This window comes from Xanthobacter sp. NM-59 (assembly GCF_021401125.1).
Classification (GTDB): Bacteria; Pseudomonadota; Alphaproteobacteria; order Rhizobiales; family Xanthobacteraceae; genus Xanthobacter.
On record NZ_JACBFQ010000005.1, the window covers coordinates 30,035 to 52,369 of the forward strand.

At 67.2% G+C, this 22,335-nt stretch carries 13 protein-coding genes and 3 tRNA genes; 2 read left to right on the forward strand and 14 right to left on the reverse strand.

Annotated features, from left to right (window positions below):
• Positions 1-271 precede the first annotated feature (271 nt).
• From L0966_RS11005 to L0966_RS22515, 4 genes are all read right to left on the reverse strand, one after another.
• Positions 272-781 (reverse strand): peptide deformylase, encoded by a 510-nt coding sequence (locus L0966_RS11005; RefSeq protein WP_234051959.1) that lies wholly within the window; start codon positions 779-781, stop codon positions 272-274.
• 162 nt (positions 782-943) lie between these two features.
• Positions 944-4,342, reverse strand: coding sequence for an ATP-binding protein (locus L0966_RS11010; RefSeq protein ID WP_234051960.1), 3,399 nt, complete (start codon positions 4,340-4,342; stop codon positions 944-946).
• Complete coding sequence (locus L0966_RS11015; protein ID WP_234051961.1) at positions 4,339-5,286, reverse strand: hypothetical protein; 948 nt, start codon at positions 5,284-5,286, stop codon at positions 4,339-4,341. Before L0966_RS11015 ends, L0966_RS11010 begins: the two co-directional genes overlap by 4 nt.
• Position 5,287: 1 nt before the next feature.
• Positions 5,288-6,367 carry a DUF559 domain-containing protein gene (locus tag L0966_RS22515; RefSeq protein ID WP_234051962.1) on the reverse strand — a complete coding sequence of 360 codons (1,080 nt, stop codon included), beginning with the start codon at positions 6,365-6,367 and terminating at the stop codon, positions 5,288-5,290.
• A gap of 322 nt (positions 6,368-6,689) precedes the next feature.
• Here L0966_RS22515 and L0966_RS11025 point away from each other — a divergent pair, with 322 nt between their 5' ends.
• Positions 6,690-8,306 carry a methyl-accepting chemotaxis protein gene (locus L0966_RS11025; protein WP_234051963.1) on the forward strand — a complete coding sequence of 539 codons (1,617 nt, stop codon included), beginning with the start codon at positions 6,690-6,692 and terminating at the stop codon, positions 8,304-8,306.
• A gap of 535 nt (positions 8,307-8,841) precedes the next feature.
• On the opposite strand, the gene L0966_RS11030 is transcribed toward L0966_RS11025, so the two are convergent.
• From L0966_RS11030 to L0966_RS11070, 9 genes are all read right to left on the reverse strand, one after another.
• Entirely contained in the window at positions 8,842-9,723 is an 882-nt protein-coding gene (locus tag L0966_RS11030; protein ID WP_234051964.1) for an SGNH/GDSL hydrolase family protein, read from the reverse strand.
• 39 nt (positions 9,724-9,762) lie between these two features.
• Positions 9,763-9,839, reverse strand: a tRNA-Asp gene (locus L0966_RS11035).
• A gap of 535 nt (positions 9,840-10,374) precedes the next feature.
• Positions 10,375-10,450, reverse strand: a tRNA-Val gene (locus L0966_RS11040).
• Positions 10,451-11,125: 675 nt separating this feature from the next.
• Positions 11,126-11,404, reverse strand: a complete 279-nt coding sequence (locus tag L0966_RS11045) for an HU family DNA-binding protein (protein ID WP_234052210.1) — start codon at positions 11,402-11,404, stop codon at positions 11,126-11,128.
• Positions 11,405-11,719: 315 nt separating this feature from the next.
• Positions 11,720-14,137 (reverse strand): endopeptidase La, encoded by a 2,418-nt coding sequence (lon, locus tag L0966_RS11050; RefSeq protein ID WP_234051965.1) that lies wholly within the window; start codon positions 14,135-14,137, stop codon positions 11,720-11,722.
• Between the two features lie 291 nt (positions 14,138-14,428).
• Positions 14,429-15,697, reverse strand: a complete 1,269-nt coding sequence (gene clpX / locus L0966_RS11055; RefSeq protein WP_234051966.1) for an ATP-dependent Clp protease ATP-binding subunit ClpX — start codon at positions 15,695-15,697, stop codon at positions 14,429-14,431.
• A gap of 459 nt (positions 15,698-16,156) precedes the next feature.
• Positions 16,157-16,792 carry an ATP-dependent Clp protease proteolytic subunit gene (locus tag L0966_RS11060; protein WP_234051967.1) on the reverse strand — a complete coding sequence of 212 codons (636 nt, stop codon included), beginning with the start codon at positions 16,790-16,792 and terminating at the stop codon, positions 16,157-16,159.
• A 152-nt stretch (positions 16,793-16,944) separates the two neighbouring features.
• Complete coding sequence (gene tig / locus L0966_RS11065) at positions 16,945-18,297, reverse strand: trigger factor (RefSeq protein WP_234051968.1); 1,353 nt, start codon at positions 18,295-18,297, stop codon at positions 16,945-16,947.
• A gap of 211 nt (positions 18,298-18,508) precedes the next feature.
• Positions 18,509-18,593: transfer RNA gene (locus L0966_RS11070), tRNA-Leu, on the reverse strand.
• Between the two features lie 413 nt (positions 18,594-19,006).
• On the opposite strand from L0966_RS11070, the gene L0966_RS11075 reads away from it, so the two are divergent.
• Complete coding sequence (locus tag L0966_RS11075) at positions 19,007-20,236, forward strand: multicopper oxidase family protein (RefSeq protein ID WP_234051969.1); 1,230 nt, start codon at positions 19,007-19,009, stop codon at positions 20,234-20,236.
• 504 nt (positions 20,237-20,740) lie between these two features.
• Here L0966_RS11075 and L0966_RS11080 read toward each other — a convergent pair.
• Entirely contained in the window at positions 20,741-22,231 is a 1,491-nt protein-coding gene (locus L0966_RS11080) for an NAD(P)H-hydrate dehydratase (protein ID WP_370640711.1), read from the reverse strand.
• Positions 22,232-22,335 lie beyond the last annotated feature (104 nt).

Below are 22,335 nucleotides of genomic sequence, written 5' to 3' on the forward strand. Positions count from 1 at the left end.
CTCTCCCGCTTGCTGGGAAGGGGCAAGAGGCGCGGCAAAAGACAAGGGCCGCACGAGGGGACAAGAAAGGGAGAAGGCACGCTGAAAGGTGAAAGAAGATGGTCTCGGCCACCGCGCTTTCAATGCCCCCCGCACTTGCCGGAGGGCACCTGCCCTCACCCTCCCCCGCAAGCGGGAGAGGGAACGTTCCCCTTGGCGCCTCCTGGAGCCCCTCACCCCCTGTCGCCCCCTGCACTCTGAACGCCGACGCACCCCGTGCGGAAGCCGCGCCCTATGCGGACGCCGCCGTACGCCGCAGCTTCTCAGCGCGGCGAATGACACGCTCCCGCTTCAGGCGCGACAGGCGCTGGAGCCAGAAGATGCCATCGAGCTGGTCGATCTCATGCTGGTGGCAGACGGCGAGCAGACCGTCGGCCTCCTCCTCCTGCTCCACCCCGTCCAAATCCTGATAGGCGACACGCACCCGCGCCGCGCGGTCCACCTCGTCCACCACGCCCGGCATGGAAACGCTGCCCTCCGGATGCCGCACCCGCTCGTCCGAGGCCCAGAGGATCCGTGGATTGACATAGGTCCGCACCCCATCCTCGGCCGAGAGCTCCAGCACCACGACGCGCTTGGCCACCCCGATATGCGGCGCGGTGATGCCGATGCCTGGCGCCGCCCGCATGGTGTCCAGCAGGTCCGTGGCGAGCTGGCGCAACGCGTCGTCGAAGACGGTCACCGGCTCGGCCACGGCGCGCAGGCTCGGATCCGGAAACTTCACGATCGGCCGAACGGACATGATGCTGCTCCACCCCCGATGCCGGCGCAGGCGTGCGCCCACCGCGCGTGATGCGGCGCGGCGGGGTCCCCGCGCGCGCCAGCCATGTCACGACTTCAGGTCCAGACGCAACCGCAAGCCGGCCGCGCGCACCGGCCCCGCTGCCCCGACGTGGGGGACTGCTCAGGTCTCCTGAGTGGCTGCGACTTCCTCACGCGGCGCGCGACCCGCATCGCCCGCCCCCACCCTGGCGGAGGCCTGCGCGCGCCGCACCACCTCGTCCACGCCGGGCGGGTTCGCCGGATGGAAGGAGAGGCACAGGGGCGTGCGGATCTTCACCGGACGGGGGAAGCCCTCGGTGGAGAAGTAGAACATGCCCTTTTCCAGCTTGCCCAGATCGTCCGCCGCCCCACCCTTGGCGTCCATGAGCTCACGCGTCGCGGCGAGCGTGGCCGAGGAGCTCATGCGGCCATAGAAATGGGTGGTGCAATTGGAAACGATGCCATTGTCTAGCCCGCGCGGCAGCTGCGTGGCGAACACCATGCCCAGCCCATATTTGCGGGCCTGCGCCGCCAGCGAGCGGGTGCTGGCGCGGCAAGCCGTCGCCGTTTGCGAGGGCGCGAAATTCTGCGCCTCGTCCAGCACATAGAGCCGGCCGGTGGGGCTTGGATGCTGCTTCAGCCAGGTGAAGAGCGTCATCTGCAGCTGGTTGACGAAGGCCTCTCGCGCGCTCTCCGACGGCAGGCCGGACAGGTTGATGACCGAAATCCGAGTGCGCCGTGGGTCGCGCCCGTGGAACAGCAGCTGCGGATCCAGCTGCTGCCCCTCGGAGCGCAGGAGCGGATTGGTGGCGATGGCGGACAAGAGCTGGTCGGCCATGGCCCGGCCGTGCTTTTCGGCCTGGCTGATCTCCGTGCAGCCGTCGGGCAGCTCGCCGAGGAGGCCGACGAGATCGCGCAGGCTGCCCCCGCCCTGCCGCGCGAACAGCCGCAGCGCGTCGGCCAGCACGCCCCGGCGCTCGTTCGCCTTCTGGCCGCGGCCGATGGTGTAGGGCTCCAGCGTCGAGAGCGCCATGTCCACCGCCTGGGCGCGCTCGTCCTCGCTCTCCGCATCGCGGCCGTCGCCGATGGCGGCGAAGTCGGGCAGCAGGTTCAGCACCAGTGGGTTGCCGCGCGCGAGGCCCGGCGTCCACACCACCACCTCCGCCCGGCTCTGGTAGCGCTCCGCCTTGGCCGCGTCCTCCGGCGAGAAGGCGTCCGGAATGGTGGGCCAAGGGTCACCCAAGCGCGCGAGGTCGTTGTTGATGTCGAGCACGATGGAGGGGATGCCGGCCAGAGCTGCTTCCTCCACCAGCCGCCGCAGCAGCACCGTCTTGCCCGATCCGCTGCCGGCGAAGATCGCCACATGGCGGTTGAGCAGGGCAGGCTTGAGCCCCACCGGCTCGCCCGGCCCCTGATAGCTGATGCGATGTCCGATGAGGATTTCATCGGACAGGGCCACCGGCTCGTCCTCGCCATTCCCCTGGCGGGTCGAGGGGATGCCCTGGCGGGTCGAGGAGATACCCTGGCCTCCATTGACGCGGCCAGCCCCCTGGCCTTCATCCTGGTCCCGCCCCCGTACGCGAGGACCCGGACCGGTGCCGCCGATATCCGTCGGCAGCGTCTGCCCCGTTCCCGGCGCTGCGCCCTGCCCGTCCATCTGCGGATCCAAGGTCTCGGTGCCGCGCGTGGGCGGCATCTCGCGCGGCAGGAACGGCGGCGGGCACAGGCCCGCGGCCTGGAATAAGGGCGTCTCGAACAGGGGCTTCCTCTGCCGCAGCCAATCGGAGAAATGCGGCTTTCCGGCAAGGCTCCGCAGCGCGGCGAAAGCCCTGAGATCCGCCTCCACCGGCGCGATGAAGCGGCCTCCCGCGGAAAGGAACTCGGCCGTGAGCTGCTGGGATTTTGGCCCGCTCGGCGGCGCCCCCGTCCGTAACAGGAACAGATGGCGTCCCGCCAGACCGCGGCCGATGCCGGATGCCGTCATGGCCGCCTTGATGCGCGACAGGTAGGCGGGTCCGTTGATGTGTGTCAGCACGCGGAAGCAATAATGCTCCTCGCGATCCCCCTTGGCGCGGAAAGTGAAGGTCAGGCGCCCATGCAGCGAGGGGCGCTTCTGGTCGGGGTCAGCCTGAAGCGCGCAATCCACGTCCTCCGGCATGGTGAGCTGCCGGGAGAAGAACTGGAGCGCGTCGGCGAACAGCTCGCGCAGCTCGTCCTCGCGCTCCGGAGCGAACAGGTCGGCCACGTTCGCGGCGGCATAGGCCTCGGCATAAAGACCGTCGAGGTCGGAGGAGACGGGCACCGGCTCAACGGGCGGCTTAGAGCCACCGAAGCTCGTGAGCTCGCTGACGCGTCCGTTGCGCATGCAAGTCAGGCGGTGCTGCTCGCACTTCTGCAACAGCTCGCGCGGCGAAAGCCCCACTACCTCATCGAAAGCCTCGCCCCGGAAGGGCCAGGTGGCATAAGGCGGCTTGAAGTGCACGGCCGCGTAAGCCGCCGCCAGGCGCATCTCCACCAGCGAGGCCGCGCGGCTGCTGTCCGGGATCGGCTGAAGCTCCAGCGGCGCTTGGAAGCGGGCGGTGACGGCCGCCGTGAAGCGCTGCTTGATGACCGCCCAGGTCGCCTCCAGGCAGGAGATGACCACCACCGCCCGGCGCTTGACCTCGTGCAGATCCATCAGCCCCTGGGCCAGTTGCTCCACCACGGCGACCGCCTCGGTGACCTCCTGCCCCCCGCTGACGGCTACCGTCTCGATGTTGGCCGCCGAGACGATGGCGTCGATCTGGTCCACCGCGATCAAGGTCGGCCCCACGAGGCTCATCAGCCAGGAGAGCCCCTTCACCACGCTCATGGGATCGCTGACGCCGATGAAGCCCAGGGCGCGCAGCTCCTGCGGGTCCAGGCTCATGCCCTGGAGCCAGGCATGGGCAATGGACTGCTGGTCGAGATCGTCCGACGCCAGCAGGATCAACGCCGTCACCACATCACGATGGTTGATGATCTCGGCCCGGTAACGCCTGGCGAGGGCGTCGCGGAACAGCTTGGCCAGCTCAGGCATGCGCTCGCCCGCCGCCTGCCCGCGCGCGCCCACGATGTCGCCAGCCTTGCCCTTGATGCCGAGCAGCTCCGCCAGCACCAGGATCAGCCTGTTATATTGGGTCTGCCCATCCGGCAATTTCACCTGCAGCGAATTGACGAAGCCGAGGGCCACCGACGACCAGAAGTCCTTCACCCCCACCAGGTCGAGCAGCACGAACCAGCCCGCCCGCGCCCACACCGCATGGCGCAGCCGGCCCATGAGATGGGTCTTGCCATGCCCGGCGGGGCCCAGCACCACGCAGCCGCGCGGCTCGTTATCGGGCTCGATATCCTCGGTTTCGCGGTCGAAATAGTCGAGGATTTCGCGGGTGGCCTGGGCGTGGAGCGCGGCCACCTCGTAGGGGGATTCGCGCCATACGCTCTTCAATTGCCGGGTGGGGTTGAAGTCCACCGACTGAAATGCCGCCAGCTGGGAGGCGGCTGCTTTTGCCGTCGCGTTCATGCGTTGATCCAGAGAATGTGGCGGGGCTCGCCGGTAATGTGGAGTGCGGCGGCGTGGTCGGCGGCAGTCAGCTCCACCGTGTTGTCGAGGCGATAGAGGATGGCCGCCTGATCGCGCTGCATCTGCTTCAGCGTCGCGTCCAACACCTCCCGCGGCACGTCGGGCAGGCGCGGGCGGATATCGCGAAGCAACGCACGGGTGGCGAGGCGGCCGCCGGTGACGGCGAGATAGGCGGAACGGATGCGCGCCGGCAGATCCCCGACCGGCACCGCGGGCGCGGCATTGGCGGCACTGGCCAGCGGCGCCGCACTCACGGCGGCGGTTTCGACGGGCGCCATCACATCGGCGAGCACGAGGCCCTTCACCTTCATGAAGGTGTCCAGGCGCGCGAGCCACTGCCGCAACACGCCAGCGGCGCCGGAAGCCGTCTCCGGCAGCAGCTCGGAAAGGTGGGTGCCGGCCCAGTGCCAGCCCTTGTCGGTGGCCTCGATCCAGTTCGAGCGGCCCTTCTTGGTGATGTGGATGAGCCCCTTGGCCTGCAGCGCCGCGCGCAGCTTGGGGGTGGGCTGGGGCGATAGCTCATGCTGCCATGCGGCCCCTTCCTCGCACGCGATCAGGCCGAGCAGCACCAGAGCCTCCTTCTCCCGCTCCGCATCCTCGCTGGCCCGGGTGCCCTTGGAAGTCCCCTTGGCGGTTGCCGTCACCTCCGCCTCGGGGGGCGGCAGGCGCTGGGCGTGCTCGCGCCCCTTCTCGGTCAGCTCGATCCAGTTGGAGCGGTTCTTCTTGCTGATGCGGATCAGCCCCTCGTCCTCCAGCGGCTGGCGCAGCTTGGGCGAGGGTTCGGGCGAAAGGTCCTTCTGGAACGCGCCACCGGCTTCGCAGGCGAGCAAAGCGCGCAGCAACAGCGCCGCCTGCCGATCCTCCGTCTTGGTCCTTGCAGCCATTTCACCCCTCCTGCCGGCCCACCCGCCGGCGATGATTGACGAGATCACGGATCTTCTGCACGGCGAGCCCGCAATCCTGCTGCACTTCCTCATTGGCGAGGCGCAACACGGTGTAGCCGCTCAGCGCGAGCTCAAAATCCCGCTGGCGATCGCGCAGGAATGCGCCGCGGGTGCCGTGGTCGGCATAGCCGTCCAGCTCCACCACAAGCCGGCCCTCGCGCCACAGCAGATCGACACGGGGGCGCGAGCCGCGGACCGTCTCCACGGGCTGGTTGAAGGTGAAGAGCGGCGCCAGCTCGCTGTCCGCCATCACCAGGCGCCAGATGCGCTGCTCGATCTCGCTCAGCGGATGGGGCGCGCCGCGCCACGGCTCCAGCCAGATGGTATCATCCGGCAGCGGAACAGGCGGGCCCAGCGGCTCTTCCAATGCGACCGAGACCACGCCATGGCGGATCCGCTCCAGCGGCGTGCCGGGCGGCGGCGGCTCGCGAAACAGCACCACCACGGCGCCCGGCATGTGGCGGGCGATCCACTCCAGACCATGGACATAAGCCGCCGCCTGCGGCGCGGCCGCATCCGCCACCTGCGTCACCAGCACGAGGCCGGCCGGGCACACCACGCGGGCGAGCTGGGACAGCTCCGTCTGCGCCGGCGTGCCGGGCACGCGGGGCGCGACGCCGTCCAGCGCCAGCAGGCCCGCTTTCTCAAGCCAGGGGGCGAGCAGCTCGGGCCGGGCGCCCGCCATTTCCCGCGCGGTCGCGGACACGGCAAGGCGCGCAAGGGTATCGCGGCCGACGGCAGGAAAGGTCTCGTCCTCAAGCCAGCGTGGCCACAGGCCCAGGGCCGCGCGGGCGAGCTGCCCGAGCCATGCTTCCACCAGCTGCGATGCGGACGCGCACGCCGGCAGGCCGGCGAACAGCAGACGCCGCCCGCCAACAGCCGGAGCGATCAGCTCGGCCGCCTCGCGCACGGCGGACAGGTCGACGCCATCGACGGCCAGAATCTCTCCCGACGGCGCCCCGAGCAGATGTTCAGGCAGCGCGCGCAGGGGAACAGAAACAGACGTGCGAGCGTCATCCACCGAAGTTGCGCCCCCCGGCCCTTCCAATCTCGACGTGCGTGCATAACGCTACGCCAAGGCCAACTTCAAGCTTAGATTGCGTGCGCCACACCGGGGCGCACGCGCGCGCCATGCCTTTCCCCTTTCATGGGAGCGCAAACAAAATTGTCATCAGGAGCAGAACCGCCATTGGCGCAGATGCCGTAGCGGGTTAGGGAAATTCCGGAGGGTTTCACGGAGCCGTGAAGGGATACAAGAGCGGCAGGAGACTCGTCCCAACCGCCGTGAGCCGCATTCGCAAGTCAGGGTGCTGCCGGCCAACGCAATGATAACGGGAGCGCCCATGTCCGCCGTCTCGTACGCCGCCGACGTCCACAACCAGCAAGCACACGCCGAGATCGCCATGGGCATCGCCGCGGCGACGGCCGGGCTGGAGCTCGGCCTTGCCAAGCGAATCGGCGACGCGATCAGCGAGCTTTACGATGCCCCGTCCAATGCCGCGGTCGAGCGCATGCTCAATGAGGGCCTGCCCTCCGCCACGCTGCTGCAGGCCCTGGACACGGCCATGGAGACCACCTGCGTGCGCATGTCCCGGCAGGTGTTCCTGCCGGGCCGCGCGGCGGGCCTGAAGGAAGTGGGTCGCCGCTTCGCCTCCGCCGTGGCGGCCGTGGAAAGCACCGTGGCCGTGCGCGCCCTCACCCGCCAGATCATTGACGAAGCCCACCAGCGCGACCTGCGGAACCTGAAGAATCTGGCCGACACCGTTTCCAACGTGAACGAGGTGTCCATCGAGCTGGCCTACCTGACGCGCAACACCCATCGCGCGACGGAAGGCTCGCAGAGCGTGGCCTCGGCGGTGAGCGAGCTCATCACCAGCATCGAGGACATCTCGCGCTCCAGCAACGATGCGCTGACCGACGCGCAGAATGCCAGCCAGGCCTCCACCCGCGCCACCGGAGCGGTGGACAATCTGCGCACCACCACCACCGCCATCAGCGACGCCACGGACGAGACCCGCAAGCGCTCCACCGAGCTTGTGAACGCCTTCGACCAGATCGCCGACGTGCTGAAGGTGATCGACACCATTGCCAAGCAGACCAATCTGCTGGCCCTCAACGCCACCATCGAGGCCGCCCGGGCCGGCGAGGCCGGCAAGGGCTTCGCCATCGTCGCGCAGGAAGTGAAGGCCCTCGCCAACCAGACCGGCGCCGCCACCGAGGAAATCGGCAAGCGGGTGGAAGGCATGCGCTTCGTGATCACCCGCATGGGCGAAGCCATGGCGCGCTCTGAGGAGGCCGTGGCCGCCAGCATGGACGACATCGAGCAGGTGTCCGCCGCCGTCACCGCCATCGATGGCACGGTGAACACCGTCGCCCGCAGCATGGACGCCATCGCCACCGTGCTGTCGCAGCAGAAGATCGCCAGCGAGGAGATTGGCGAGCGCGTGTGCCAGAGCGCGGGCCTCTCCACCGAGAACGAGCAGATGCTGATGCGCATGGCCACCAGCCTGCAGAACAGCAACGATCGCTTCTCCAGCTCCGCCCACGACTGGTTCAATGCCGATTCGCCGGTCGCCCTCTGCGAGATGGCGAAGATCGACCATGTGCTGTTCAAGAAGCACGTGGTGGATGTGCTGATGGGCCGGTGCGAGTGGCATGCCCACGAGGTGCCCGATCATCAGCACTGCCGCCTCGGCAAGTGGTATGAATCGGTGAACATCCCGGAGATCCGGCGTCTGCCGACCTTCGCCTCCTTGGTGGAACCGCACCGCAAGGTCCACGCCGCGGCGCAGCTTGTGCTTCAGCATCACGAGGCCAACCGCCCGCAGGAAGCCCTCGAGGCGCTCGCCACGCTCAACACCGCGAGCCATGAGGTGCAGCGCATTCTGGAAAAGCTGGCCGAGGACCTGCGGGCCTGCGAAGATCCGGAAAAGGCCCGCGCGGCCTCGACCCTGCAGTAAGCTCGCCATTGCCCTGCGGCGTTGCCGGAGAGACCGGCGGCGCCGCCCTATTGGCCCCTCCTGCCATGCACTGGGGACGTGCGGAAACGCCCCCACTCCTCTGCCTGCCCCGCAGCGCTCCGATCCCAGAGGACCGCCCCCTACAGGCGCGGGGCCGCTCCGACGGGCGGGACGCCAGCCCAGTCTTCCGCCCTCCTCTCCGCGTCCGTGACGCGCATGGAGCAGCGCATCAAACGCGCCATACTTCCACCTGCATTTTTGAAATTGCCCCCGCGTTTCCGTGAAGGGCGGCCGAGGCGCGCAGGCGAGCGCACCCGGCCGCGAGAGGCCCACTAGCAGCGCACTTCCGGCCGTGGCGCCGCCTTCGGAGCGGCGCTACAGCCTCCCGGCTTCCCGGAATCGGGGGAACTTCCCCTGCGTGGGCTTGATGCGCGTCGCGCGCCAACTGTCTTCACCTGAACCCCAAGCGTCCCGGCCTTAGGCTCGGCCGCCCCGCAATGGGGATGCTGCCACCTTTCTGAGGCCTCCGCCGGCCTCAACGCGCCAGCGCAGCATCGGGCCGGCGCAGGGCACCGGCCGGCGGCGGGGGCGCTTTCGCCGCGCTCACCGCCTGCGCGATCGCATCCGCCAGCTGCTGGGCGAGGCACGCATAGCCCTTGTCATTCATATGGAAATGGTCCCAGGCAAACAGCCCCTTGAAGCCGGCTGGATCTTCCGCCGCCCATTGCTTCATCATCGCGTAGCGCCGCAGCAGCGGCACGTTTCGCTCGGTGGCGGTGTCATCGACCGCCGACACAAACTGCTCGTAGCGCCCCACATCCAGGATCAGCGGAAAGTATTGCTGGTCGACGACAATCGTCGCCACATCCGCTGCGGCGGTCGCCTCCAGACCGCGCCGCACCAGTGCCGTCAGACGCTCCGGATTGCCGCCGAAGATCACGTCATTGGTTCCCACCTGCCAGATCACCAGATCCGGCCGCTCCCCGTGGGTCAGGAACGCTTCCAGGCGCTTCAGGGTAGACGGCGCGCTCTCGCCAGAGACACCAGCATTCGTGACCTCGACGCTGCCCTCCCCCAGCATTTCCACGAGACGGTGGGCGAGCTGAGCGGGATAGGTGGCCTCCGGCCGCGAAGCGCCCACACCTGTGGTGCTCGATGAACCAATGGCGAGGATACGCAGTGGGCCGCCTTCGCGCAGGCTCTGAACAGCGGGCGCCGCCAGTACGAGCGCCGGACTGGGTCGAACATCCACCGGGCACGCGGCAGCCGGCAAGGCCAATCCGAGCACGCAAATCAGCGCCGCCCCCGCGAACCCCGAGGAAGCACACCACGCTCTCCAAACGACGCTCGCCGTGCGCAAAGCCGCGGCATCAGCGATGACGTTGAAGAGACAATAAATTCTGGATTTCAAGGGCACTTTAGGGATCTGCTCTGATCCGGGGATTGCCCAGTTAAATGGCGGGAGTGACGGGGCTCGAACCCGCGACCTCCGGCGTGACAGGCCGGCGCTCTAACCAACTGAGCTACACCCCCAACCGGCGCTGCGCTAGTGCGTTGCGCCGTCGAGAGCGCTCTGATAGGGCACCTCGCCCTTCTCCGTCAAGCGAGCCCGAACGATTTTATGACAAGGGTGTGGATAGCTTTCCCAGGATACCGCGCAAAGCCGCGCCAGCTCATCATTCTCGCAGCGAAGGGAAATTGAGCCCACTCTCAGGTGCTCCAACTTCGAGCGGACAAAAAAGGAAGCCGCGCCCGAAAATTCCGAACGGTGGAGATTCGGCATCGCCGGTGCGCGATGACGGGCGCAAGCCGGCTTCACCAATCGCCACGACACCGGCGAGACGCAAATGGTGCAGCACCGCCCCGGTGCACCGGGGCCGCCACATCTTTGCCCGTGGCCACGCGGCAAGTGGGGTGCAACCCGCTGCGACCGCCGCCCGGACGGCGCACCGGCGCGCGCAGAGTCCACTCCCGGCAAAGCCAGAATCGCGAACCAAAACCAACAGTGGCTTTTTTGTCCCCCCGCCATTCCCATGCGGAGGCCAAGATTGCAGGTGCTTGAAAACACTGGTGGGCGGTGACGGGCTCGAACCGCCGACCCTCTCGGTGTAAACGAGATGCTCTACCAACTGAGCTAACCGCCCCACCTGCGGCATGCGCCCTTTAATCATCACCGGCGCGCGCCAGCAAGGCCATAGATCGCCTTCCACGCCTGCCTTGCCACGCTGATGCACGGTGCCCCACCCCGGCACGGCACCGAAAGCCCAGTGAGGCTGCCACCGGCCGGCACAACGCCTTCACAAGCTCGCCGGCACGACAGGGCCCGCCGACAGGGGCGGCCCACAAGCGACGCCCACGCAGCCCCTGCACCCCAAAGCCAGAAGCCGAGGCGGGCAATCAGGCCGCCCCCACCTCCCGACATGAGGCGATACGCTTAGAGGAAATATCGCGGAGAACGGCGCGCAGGGGAGGCCGCATGCCCGCCTGTCGCGCACCCATGCGTCAGACGGAGGCGACCACCGATCACAGCCTAGGCCAAGCGCGATTCGAACACGCTCCACCGACATGCGCGCATGCACACGAATGGCCTTACTCAGGCGGATTTCACCTTGGATGCCCCGCCGCCGGGAGCCCCGGTCGCTGCCGCGCGGAGCGCACCGCAGCCATCTATATGGACGCCGCCCCAATGGCGGCGCCCCGCGACCCCGCCTCGGCGCCCTGCTCTTTCGATTGCGAATGAGAGGCCGCACGAGAACGGAATTCGAACGCCCTGCCTTGTTCGGACGTCGCGCTTCTATCGCGACGTCCGAACCGCGGGATCACTCGTTGACGGCTTCCTTGAGGCCCTTGCCGGGAGTGAACTTCGGCGCCTTGGAGGCGCTGATCTTCACCGGCTTGCCCGTGCGAGGATTACGGCCCTCGCGGGCGGCGCGGGTCACCACCGAGAAGCTGCCGAAACCGATCAGCTTGACTTCCTCGCCCTGCTTGAGCGCCTTGGCGATGATGTCGAAGGTGGCGTCCACGGCAGCCGCAGCAGCCGTCTTCGTCAGCTTGGCCTCCTCAGCCACCGCGGCGATCAGTTCGTTCTTGGTGGTCATCTGACCATTCCCTTCCGTTGTCAAAACGCGAATCGTGAGGGGCAGGGCCCCGACGATCGCCGCGAGCATCACGGAAAATACGGCATTTGCAAGCACCATCCGCTTCAAACCCGCACCAATGCACGATTTCCAGCATTGCAATAGCGAAAAAAAGACGGGCGACTCGAGTTTCGAGCCGCCCGTCCTCATTCTCTAAGCCCTTGAAATCGCTAAACTTGGCTCCTTCCGAGAAAGAGCCGACACCAAGCTTGCGCCCGCCCCTACTCCCTTGCGGGTGAGGGGGCCGGACAGGGTATTCCCATCCGGCGCAAAGCCTCAGTGCGCAACGACTCCCGAGGCATCATCGCCTGCCACCGGCGCATTCACCGGCTTCTCTTCCCAAACGATGGGCTCCGGCGGACGCACCAGGGCGTTGCTCAGCACCTCGTCCATCCGCGACACGGGCACGATCTCCAGCGCGTTCTTCACGTTGGCCGGAATATCGGCGAGGTCCTTGGCGTTCTCCTCGGGGATCAGCACCTTCTTGATGCCGCCGCGCAGAGCCGCCAGGAGCTTCTCCTTCAGGCCGCCGATGGGCAGCACCCGGCCACGCAGGGTGATCTCACCCGTCATGGCCACGTCGCGGCGCACGGGAATGCCCGTCATCACCGAAACGATGGCGGTAGCCATGGCCACGCCCGCGGAGGGCCCGTCCTTCGGAGTCGCCCCTTCGGGAACGTGCACGTGGATGTCCCGACGCTCGAACAGCGGCGGCTCGATGCCGAAATCCACCGCCCGCGAGCGAACATAGGATGCCGCCGCCGAGATCGATTCCTTCATCACATCCTTGAGGTTGCCGGTGACCGTCATCTTGCCCTTGCCGGGCATCATGAGGCCCTCGATGGTCAGCAGCTCGCCGCCCACCTCGGTCCAGGCCAGGCCGGTGACGACACCCACCTGGTCCTCGCTCTCCATCTGGCCGTAGCGATAGCGCGGCACCCCGAGGAAATCCTCGAGATTCTTGGCCGTGACCTTCACCGACTTCTTCTTGGACAGCATCAGCTCCTTCACCGCCTTGCGGGCGAGGGTGGAGATTTCGCGTTCCAGGGAGCGCACACCAGCTTCGCGGGTGTAGCGCCGGACGAGGGTCTGCAGCGCCGCGTCGTCGATGGACCATTCCTTCGTCGACAGACAGTGCTTCTGCAAGGCATTGGGGATCAGGTGCTTGCGCGCGATCTCCACCTTCTCGTCCTCGGTGTAGCCGGCGATGCGGATCACCTCCATACGGTCAAGAAGGGCCGGCGGGATGTTCATCGTGTTCGCCGTGGTCACGAACATCACGTTCGAGAGGTCATAGTCGACCTCCAGATAGTGGTCCGCGAAGGTCTTGTTCTGCTCGGGGTCCAACACCTCCAGCAGGGCCGAGGACGGATCGCCGCGGAAATCCGCGCCCATCTTGTCGATCTCGTCCAGCAGGAACAGCGGGTTGGCCTTCTTGGCCTTGCGCATGGACTGGATGACCTTGCCCGGCATGGAGCCGATATAGGTCCGCCGGTGGCCACGGATTTCCGCCTCGTCGCGCACGCCGCCAAGGGCCACGCGCACGAACTCACGTCCCGTCGCCTTGGCGATGGACTTGCCGAGCGAGGTCTTGCCGACGCCGGGCGGGCCGACGAGGCACAGGATGGGACCCGTGAGCTTATTGGCGCGGCTTTGCACCGCGAGATACTCGACGATGCGCTCCTTGACCTTGTCGAGGCCATAGTGCTCGCCGTCCAGAATCTCCTGGGCGTAGTTGAGATCCTTCTTGATCTTGCTCTTCACGCCCCACGGGATCGACAAGAGCCAATCCAGATAGTTGCGCACCACGGTGGCTTCCGCCGACATGGGCGACATCTGGCGCAGCTTCTTCAGCTCGTGCGTAGCCTTTTCACGCGCCTCCTTGGAGAGCTTGGTCCGCTTGATGCGGTCCTCCAGCTCCTGAAGGTCGTCCTTGCCGTCCTCGTCGCCCAGTTCCTTCTGGATCGCCTTCATCTGCTCGTTGAGGTAGTACTCGCGCTGGGTCTTCTCCATCTGCCGCTTGACGCGGGACCGGATGCGCTTTTCCACCTGGAGCACGGAGATCTCGCTCTCCATGAGGCCCAGAACCTTCTCCAGCCGGTCGGAGACCTTCACGGTCTCCAGCACCGCCTGCTTCTCCGGGATCTTCACGGCGAGGTGCGAGGCGATGGTGTCGGCAAGCTTGGAGTGGTCGTCGATCTGGCCGACGACACCCACCACTTCCGGCGACACCTTCTTGTTGAGCTTCACATAATTCTCGAACTCGGTCACCACCGAGCGCGCGAGCGCTTCCGCCTCGACCTGGTCGCCGGCATCGTCCTCAAGCATGAGGGCCTCGGCCTCATAAAGGTCGGTGCGATCGGTGTAGCGGGAGACGTGGGCGCGCGAGACACCCTCCACCAGCACCTTCACGGTGCCGTCGGGAAGCTTCAGGAGCTGCAGGACCGTCGCCAGCGTGCCCACGCCATAAATGGCCTCGGGCGCCGGATCATCGTCGGACGCATTCTCCTGGGTCGCGAGCAGGATGTAAGTATCGCCGCGCATCACCTCTTCAAGGGCGCGGATAGACTTCTCGCGACCCACGAACAGGGGAACAATCATATGAGGGAAAACCACAATGTCCCGAAGCGGGAGCACAGGGTAAGTTTGCGACACACCGGCAACGAGCGGGGGGCGCGGCTTCTGGCTCGTCATGACCCAATCCTTTCTTTGGTGCACACGCGAAGGCGCTGCCGCGCGTGCACGCAGCCGGGTTACCGGAACGGCTTTTCAATGCTGAAGCGGTGAACACCGCGGGAGGCATGAGGTCCGAGCACGGAGACCGGATCTTTCGGGAAGAACATGGATACGCCACCACCCCGTTTCAAGGGCTGGTGCGAGCACCCCAGAAGAACAACACGGGGTGAGCGATAAACGGCCAATCGGTCAAAAAGCTCAGGGTCCCCCGCGCACGCGGCGCGGGGGCAAAGTGTCGGAACCGCGCCCTCAGGCACTGGCGCCCGCGTCACCGACGCGGTCCGCATAGATGTAGAGGGGGCGCGCATTCTGCTCGACCACCTCACGGGAGATCACAACCTCCTCGACGCCTTCCAGACCCGGCAGGTCGAACATGGTGTCGAGCAGGATGCCTTCCATGATGGAGCGCAGGCCGCGGGCGCCGGTCTTGCGCTCGATGGCCTTGCGGGCGATGGCGCCCAGCGCCTCCTCGTGGATGGTGAGATCCACATTCTCCATCTCGAACAACCGCTGGTACTGCTTCACCAGCGCGTTCTTCGGCTCGGCCAGGATCTTCTTCAGGGCTTCCTCATCCAGGTCGCCGAGCGTCGCCAGCACGGGCAGACGGCCGATGAATTCCGGGATAAGACCGTACTTCAGCAGATCCTCCGGCTCCACCTCGCGGAAGAGCTCGCCGGGGCGGCGATCCTCGGGCGGGGCCACCTTGGCAGAGAAGCCGATGGAGGTGGAGCCCTTGGAACGCGACGAGATGATCTTGTCGAGGCCCGCGAACGCGCCGCCACAGATGAAGAGAATGTTGGTGGTATCCACCTGCAGGAACTCCTGCTGCGGATGCTTCCGGCCACCCTGGGGCGGAACGGAGGCCACCGTGCCTTCCATGATTTTCAGAAGCGCCTGCTGCACACCCTCGCCCGACACGTCGCGGGTGATGGACGGATTGTCGGATTTGCGACTGATCTTGTCGATCTCGTCGATGTAGACGATGCCGCGCTGGGCCCGCTCGACATTATAGTCGGCCGCCTGGAGCAGCTTGAGGATGATGTTCTCCACGTCCTCGCCCACATAACCCGCTTCGGTGAGGGTCGTGGCGTCGGCCATGGTGAACGGCACATCGAGGATGCGCGCCAGGGTCTGCGCCAACAGGGTCTTGCCCGAGCCCGTGGGGCCGATGAGCAGGATGTTGGACTTGGCGAGCTCCACGTCCCCGTGCTTGGTGGCGTGATTGAGGCGCTTGTAGTGGTTGTGCACGGCCACCGAGAGGACCTTCTTCGCATGGTCCTGGCCGATGACGTAGTCATCGAGAACCTTGCGGATCTCCTTCGGGGTCGGGATCCCATCCCGCGACTTCACCAGAGAGGACTTGGACTCTTCCCGGATGATGTCCATGCACAGCTCGACGCACTCGTCGCAGATGAACACGGTCGGTCCGGCGATGAGCTTCCTGACCTCATGCTGGCTTTTGCCGCAGAACGAGCAATAAAGCGTGTTCTTGCTGTCGCTGCCGCCGGTCTTGCTCATCTTCGTCTCCTACGATCTATCGATACGGACACAAAACGCGCCTGTGTCGTACAGATCACCAGTGGGGGATTGAACCAAGCAAGAAGCTCGCCAATCCCGTTTGGTCTCTTTCGAGTTCTTGGCCTTCCGTCAGCCAATCACCCTCCAACGGCGCGATCAAGGCAGTTCGGGAGCTTTCCCTGCGGCATTGTGGGAGCTGGTTAAAGCAGACCACGGCCGCCGCTCGTTCGCGTCGTCGCCCGGTCTCGTCAGCGCCGGTCCTTGCCAATCGCGGCTTGGACCTTGAAACGCAGCGGCCCCCGCCAACGGTGGCGAGGGCCGACACGCGGCATCCGATGCCGGCTTAACGACATGCAAGCGCGATCTCGCACCGCACGCAAGGGGGACAAACAGCGATCATCCCCAAACTGGTCGAGAAGGCGCCTCCGCCAACAGGCGCAACCGCCTTCCCGGCGTTGATCACGCGCTCTTGGGGGCCTCGTCGGTCGGGCGCTTCTCGATCACGGAATCGATGAGCCCGAACTCCTTGGCGGCCTCGGAGGTCATGAAGTTGTCGCGCTCCAGCGCATCCTCGATCACGCTGAGGTCGCGCCCGGTGTGCTTCACATAGATTTCATTCAGCCGCTTCTTCAGGTTCAGGATCTCCTGAGCGTGCAGCATGATGTCCGTCACCTGGCCCTGGAAGCCGCCGGACGGCTGATGGACCATGATTCGCGCGTTCGGCAGGGCGAAGCGCATGTCCTTCTCGCCGGCGGTCAGCAGCAGCGAGCCCATGGAAGCGGCCTGGCCAATGCACAGGGTCGACACCGCGGGCTTGATGAACTGCATGGTGTCGTAGATGGCGAGACCCGACGTCACCACTCCCCCCGGGGAGTTGATGTACATCGAGATTTCCTTCTTCGGATTGTCCGCTTCCAGGAACAGAAGCTGCGCCACCGCCAGGGTGGACATGCCATCTTCCACCGGACCGGTGAGGAAGATGATGCGCTCCTTCAGAAGGCGCGAGTAAATGTCATAGGCACGCTCGCCACGGTTGGTCTGCTCGACCACCATGGGAACGAGGTAATTCATATAAGTATCAATGGGATCACGCATCTTTGGTCCTCGGGCGCTTGCGGTCCAGATCGGCGACCCAGGAGGGGGGCCCCAGTCTGCAATCCCGGCGCGCTGTCGTGTCTACGGCGCAAGTGGTGGCACGCCGAAGCGCGCCACCCGGGGCTCATGCTGGACGAAAGCGACCCGATTCGTCAGGCCGCCGCGTCCTCTTCTTCCACCTTATAGAGCTCTTCCTTGGTCACCGGCTTCTCGGTGACGTTGGCAAGCTCCAGGAGGAAGTCCACGACCTTCTCCTCGAACAGGGGGGCACGCACGGAAGCCAGCGCCTGCGGATTGCTGCGATAGAACTCCCAAACCTGCTGTTCCTGGCCGGGGAACTGACGCGCCCGCTCGACGACCGCGCGCGTCACCTCGTCGTCAGACACCTGGATATTGTTGCGCTCCCCGATTTCCGCAAGGACCAGACCCAGGCGCACGCGGCGCTCGGCGATCTTGCGATAGTCGGCGCGCGCCTCCTCCTCGGTGGTGCCCTCCTCGGCGAAACTGCGCTTCTGGGCGGCGAGGTCCTGCTGCACCTGGTTCCACACGCCCTCGAACTCCTGCGTCAGCAGGCCTTCGGGCACGTCGAACTTGTGCATGGTGTCGAGGGCGTCGAGCAGCGCGCGCTTCACCTTCTGGCGGGCGACGCCGGCATGCTCGGCGCCGATGCGCTCGCGCACCATGCCCTTGAGCTTCTCCAGGCTCTCCATGCCAAGGGTCTTGGCGAACTCGTCGTCCAGGGCGACCTCGCCCGGAGCGGCAACGGCCTTGCAGGTCACCTCGAAGGTGGCCGCCTTGCCGGCCAGCTCAGCCGCGCCGTAATCCTCCGGGAAGGTCACGGAGATGGTGCGGCTCTCACCGGTGGCGATGCCCACCAGCTGCTCCTCGAAGCCGGGAATAAAGCTCTTGGAGCCGAGCAGCAGGTCGATGTCCTGCCCCTCGCCGCCGGGGAACTTCACGCCGTCCACATAGCCGGTGAAGTCGATGGTCACGCGGTCGCCATCGGCGGCCGGGCCTTCCTTTGCGGCGAACGGACGGTTGGAATCAGCAATGCGCTGAACGGTCTCGTCCACCTCGGCGTCGGTCACGTCCAGCACCGGCTTCTCGACCGCGATGGTCTTGAAGTCGCCCAGCTCGATCTTCGGCAGGATCTCGATTTCGAGATCGTAGGCGAGGTCCTTGCCGCCATCCAGCAGGCCCTGGCCCTGGGGATCCTCCTGCGGGAGGGTCACCTTCGGCTGGAGCGCCAGGCGGAAGCCGCGCTCTTCGACGATCTGGCCGTTGGTGTCATTGACGGTCTGCTCGATCACCTCGCTCATGACCGACTTGCCGTAGACGCGCTTGAGATGCGCGACCGGCACCTTGCCGGGGCGGAAGCCGTTGAGCTTCACCTGGCCCTTGATCTCGTTCAGGCGCGCGTCGGCCTTGGCATCCAGGTCCGCGGCGGGAACCACCACGCGGAACGCACGCTTGAGGCCTTCGGCTTTGGTCTCGGTCACCTGCATCGTCTTGCCTTCACATCCTTGCCGCCGCACAGGGGCGGGAACTTGAAAATCCGGTGGCAGCCACGGCCCGGGCCGCCGCCACGCGACAAAGCGCACCCCCTTGAAGGGGGCGCAAAAACAGCCTTACGAGCCCCATGCAGCCCGCGACCGGGCTGAGCGCCGCGACAAGGCAGCGGCACGATCGGTTGCGACCTGGATGAAACCGGCACCGTGGTGCGGGCGGAGGGTTTCGAACCCCCACGACTTGCGTCACGGGAACCTAAATCCCGCGCGTCTACCAGTTCCGCCACGCCCGCGTGCCGCAGCCGGCTCCCGGCTTCACCCTTCGGCCTCGGCCGCCGGATGCAGACTGGAAGGCCCGCGCCGCCGCCCGATGCGCCAATCACCGTTGCCGCGTACCATTGCCGCGCCCCGGAGGGCGGCGCACTATGGGAGGCTCGACCCGGCGCGCGAACGCCGGTCGGGTCGCGGCTTATATCATGCTCTTTACGGGGCGCAGCAAGAAAATGGTGGCCCTCCCCCGCCAGCGCAAGGCTGCCGCGGCCCGGCCATCCCCGCGCACCCCGGCGGGCCATGCCAATGGACCCGGCGCGGCCAAGCAATGGCGCTTGCCCTTTTGGGCGCGACGTAAGAAGGTCCCGCAAGCGGCCCGTCGCACCGGCCCGAAGGGGGCGCCGGGGGCGCGGCATTGCCCTTTGGAGAGCCTCGCGTGAGCACGCACACCTTCTCTCGGCGTACCGTCTTGAAGGGGGCCGCTGCCCTCTCCTGCTCGTCCTTCGTGCTGCCGTCGCTTCCGGCGCTGGCGCAAGGCCAGACTGGCCCCATTGCGCTGAACGCAGCGGAAGGCAGCCTGCCGGAGATTGCCGGCCAAGGGTCCATCGCCCTGTTCAATCAGGCGCTACCCGGCCCACTTCTGCGCGTGAAGAAGGGCGCTGAGCTTGCGGTTTCCCTGAACAATGGGCTGCAGCAAAATCTCTCGCTGGTCTGGCATGGGGTGCGGACCGCGAGCGGCACCGATGTGTCGCAGCCCGTGGCGGCCGGGGGCCATTCCGACATTCGCCTGACCCTGCGTGACGCCGGCACCTACTGGTACCATGCCGCCGATCCGGCGCTGGCCCGGCGCGCCCTCGCCGGTGCCCTGGTGGTGGAGGAAGACGGCGCGCCGGCCTATGATTCGGACCACGTTCTGTTCATCCAGAGCTTCCCACCGGAAACCGGCCTTCCGCTGTTTCCCGTGAATGGCGCCATTTCTCCCACCTTCCAGGGACCGGCGAGCGGCCGCACGCGCCTGCGCCTCGTCAATGCGACGCCTCTTTTCCTGCGAATCAAGGTCAGCGCGCCGGCCACCTATGTGATCGCGGTGGATGGCCAGCCGGCCGAGCCCTTCGCGCCGAAGGATTCGCGCGTGCAGATCGCTCCCGGCGGACGCATCGACCTTGCGGTGACATTGGATGGGGCGGACCCCGCCATTCTGTCCATTGAGAACAGCCAGGAGCCGGTCCAGCTTGCCATCGTTACCCCGGTGGGGCCCGGCGGCACGGCGCCCAGCGGGCCGCCCGCCCCCCTGCCCAGCAATGGACTGCCGGCCGAGCTGCCGCTGGCGGACGCCGCCCGCTTCACGTTCAGGCTCGATCAGGCCCCTGCGGGTGCAGCCATCCCCTCGCTGGGCAGCGTGAAGGTGGGGCGCGTGGTGGTGCTGACGCTGGAAAATCCGCTGGATACGCCGGTCACGGTACGCATCGACGGCCACCCCTCGCGCCTTCTCGATGCCAAGTATGACGGCTGGAGCCCCTGGTGGCACGACACCGTGCCCGTGCCCGCCAATGGCACCGCGCGGGTGGCCTTCAAGGCCGAAACACCCGGAAAGTGGTCCGTCGTTGCCCAGCGCGGCGGCGATGGCGCGTTGGTGGCGGCGCAGACTTATCAGGTCACGGCCTGAGCGGCCGCGCACGACGAGGGCTCAAGCCCCCCCAAGGGGCCCCTCGCCGAGCCCCGCACCAAGACAGCCAGCCCCCGCGCCAGAGCGCACGGGGGCACGCGTCGATCCGCGCGGCGCGGCCCGCTCGCGGGCAACACGAGGGAATGCCGGCAGCCGTGGCATTGACGCCGCCCCGAACCCCCTCAGCCCGGCCTGAGGCGCGACGTTTCGGAAGACCCACACTTCAAGGCCCAAGCGGCCGCGCAGCCACCTCTCCCCCGAAGATCCGGCGCGAAGCGTACATCCGTTCCGGACGCCGCCCCATCGGCCCCACGGGCGGCGCGCCTTTCGCCGGGCAAGGCGCGCCAGTGTTTCATGGCAACGCCGAAGCAGCCTGTCGTTTCACCGGGGCGCTTTTTCCTTCCCGCAAACCCGCGCCCAACGGCCCCGGAAACGCCCTGGGGAGAACGCGCTCCACATCCTGCGCAGGGTCCCTCCTGCCCGTGTGCGCCGCAGCGCACACCGTCACTCGGCGCCCAGCGCTTCGAAAAGCCGTCCGTACACCGTGCGCAGCGCTTCCGGCAGATCATCCGCGACGAGCCCCGGCCCGCCCACACACGCGGCCTCACCATGCACCCACACGGCGGCCGCGGCGGCCTCATATGCGGGCATGCCCTGCGACAGCAGGCCCAGGACGAAGCCGGCCAGCACATCCCCTGCCCCCGCCGTCGCCAGCCAGGGCGGCGCGTTCTCCGCAATGGCGGCCCGACCGTCAGGCGCGGCCACGACCGTGTCCGCCCCCTTCAGAATCACCACGCCCCCAAGATGGCGCGCCGCCGCGCGGGCCCGCTCCATCTTGCCCGGCGCGTCCAGCACCTCCGCCACGCCTTGGAACAGGCGCGCGAACTCCCCGTCATGGGGGGTAATCACAAGGGCTTCGGCCTGCCGGGCAAGGTTCGCCACAGCCGCAGCATCCCCCGCGTGAGAGGTCAGCGCGTCGGCATCGAGCACCAGCCGCCGGCCCGGCGCCGCCAGGGCCACCAATTCCCGCGTGGTGGCCCCCACCCCCAGGCCCGGCCCGAGCAATACGGAGTGGAGCCGCGCATCATTCAATAGCGCCGCAAGATCGGAGGGCCGCTCCAGGGGGCGCGCCATGATGGCCGCGTAAGACCCCGCATGAAGCGGCAGAGCGAGCGCCGGACAGGCCACCGTGACGAGCCCGGCTCCGGCCCTCAAGGCGCCGCGGGCTGAAAGCCGTGCCGCACCCGAGGTCCAGGCCCCGCCGCTCACCACCACCGCGTGGCCGCGATCATATTTGTGCCCGTTGCGCCGCGGCACCGGGAATAGTCCGCGCCACAGCGCTGGATTGTTCACCGCGGCCAGTGGCTTCACCACGTCCAGCACCGCGTCGGGAATACCGATATCGGCGACCCGCACGCGACCGCACAGGCTGCGGCCTGGCTCGAGCAGATGGCCGGGCTTGCGGCGGAAGAAGGTAACCGTCTCCAGGGCCGGGGCCACGGCTCCCCGCACCTGCCCCGTGGCGCCATCCAGGCCCGAGGGCAGGTCAACCGCCACGATCGGCCGCCCCGAGGCCGCCATGCGCTCCACCAGCGCCCGCGCTACCCCTTCGAGATCACGCGCCAGGCCGGCCCCGAACAGGGCATCGACGAGCAGATCCGCCTCATCCACAGCCACCGCGTCCGCAGCCTCCACGGGCCCCGTCCACAAGGCGGCCATGGTCGCGGCATCGCCCGCAAGTCGGACGCGATCGCCCAGCAGGGCCAGCCGCACCCGAAAGCCGCGCTGCACCAGCACCCGGGCCGCCACGAAGCCGTCGCCGCCATTATTGCCGGGGCCGCACAGAACCATCACCCGCGTGGACTGCGGCCAGCGCGCGACCACATCGGCCACCGCACGGCCCGCCTTTTCCATCAGATCCAGCGAAGGAACGCCCATTTCGACGGCGCCGCGGTCCGCCCGACTCATTTCCTGGGGGTCGAGAAGCGCATCCACTCCGGTATCCTCTCCGCTATGCCTAGTTCGTGCACACCCGCAGCTGGCCCCGAGGGCATCTGCCGCCCATTTCTTGGTCATAGTGATTACTTGTTACTCATTTA

Excerpts from the sequence above, each read along its gene's own strand:
- L0966_RS11005 (WP_234051959.1), bottom strand. The coding sequence starts at position 781 with ATGTCCGTTCGGCCGATCGTGAAGTTTCCGGATCCGAGCCTGCGCGCC.
- L0966_RS11010 (WP_234051960.1), bottom strand. The coding sequence starts at position 4,342 with ATGAACGCGACGGCAAAAGCAGCCGCCTCCCAGCTGGCGGCATTTCAG.
- L0966_RS11015 (WP_234051961.1), bottom strand. The coding sequence starts at position 5,286 with ATGGCTGCAAGGACCAAGACGGAGGATCGGCAGGCGGCGCTGTTGCTG.
- L0966_RS11025 (WP_234051963.1), top strand. The coding sequence starts at position 6,690 with ATGTCCGCCGTCTCGTACGCCGCCGACGTCCACAACCAGCAAGCACAC.
- L0966_RS11045 (WP_234052210.1), bottom strand. The coding sequence starts at position 11,404 with ATGACCACCAAGAACGAACTGATCGCCGCGGTGGCTGAGGAGGCCAAG.
- lon (WP_234051965.1), bottom strand. The coding sequence starts at position 14,137 with ATGACGAGCCAGAAGCCGCGCCCCCCGCTCGTTGCCGGTGTGTCGCAA.
- clpX (WP_234051966.1), bottom strand. The coding sequence starts at position 15,697 with ATGAGCAAGACCGGCGGCAGCGACAGCAAGAACACGCTTTATTGCTCG.
- L0966_RS11060 (WP_234051967.1), bottom strand. The coding sequence starts at position 16,792 with ATGCGTGATCCCATTGATACTTATATGAATTACCTCGTTCCCATGGTG.
- tig (WP_234051968.1), bottom strand. The coding sequence starts at position 18,297 with ATGCAGGTGACCGAGACCAAAGCCGAAGGCCTCAAGCGTGCGTTCCGC.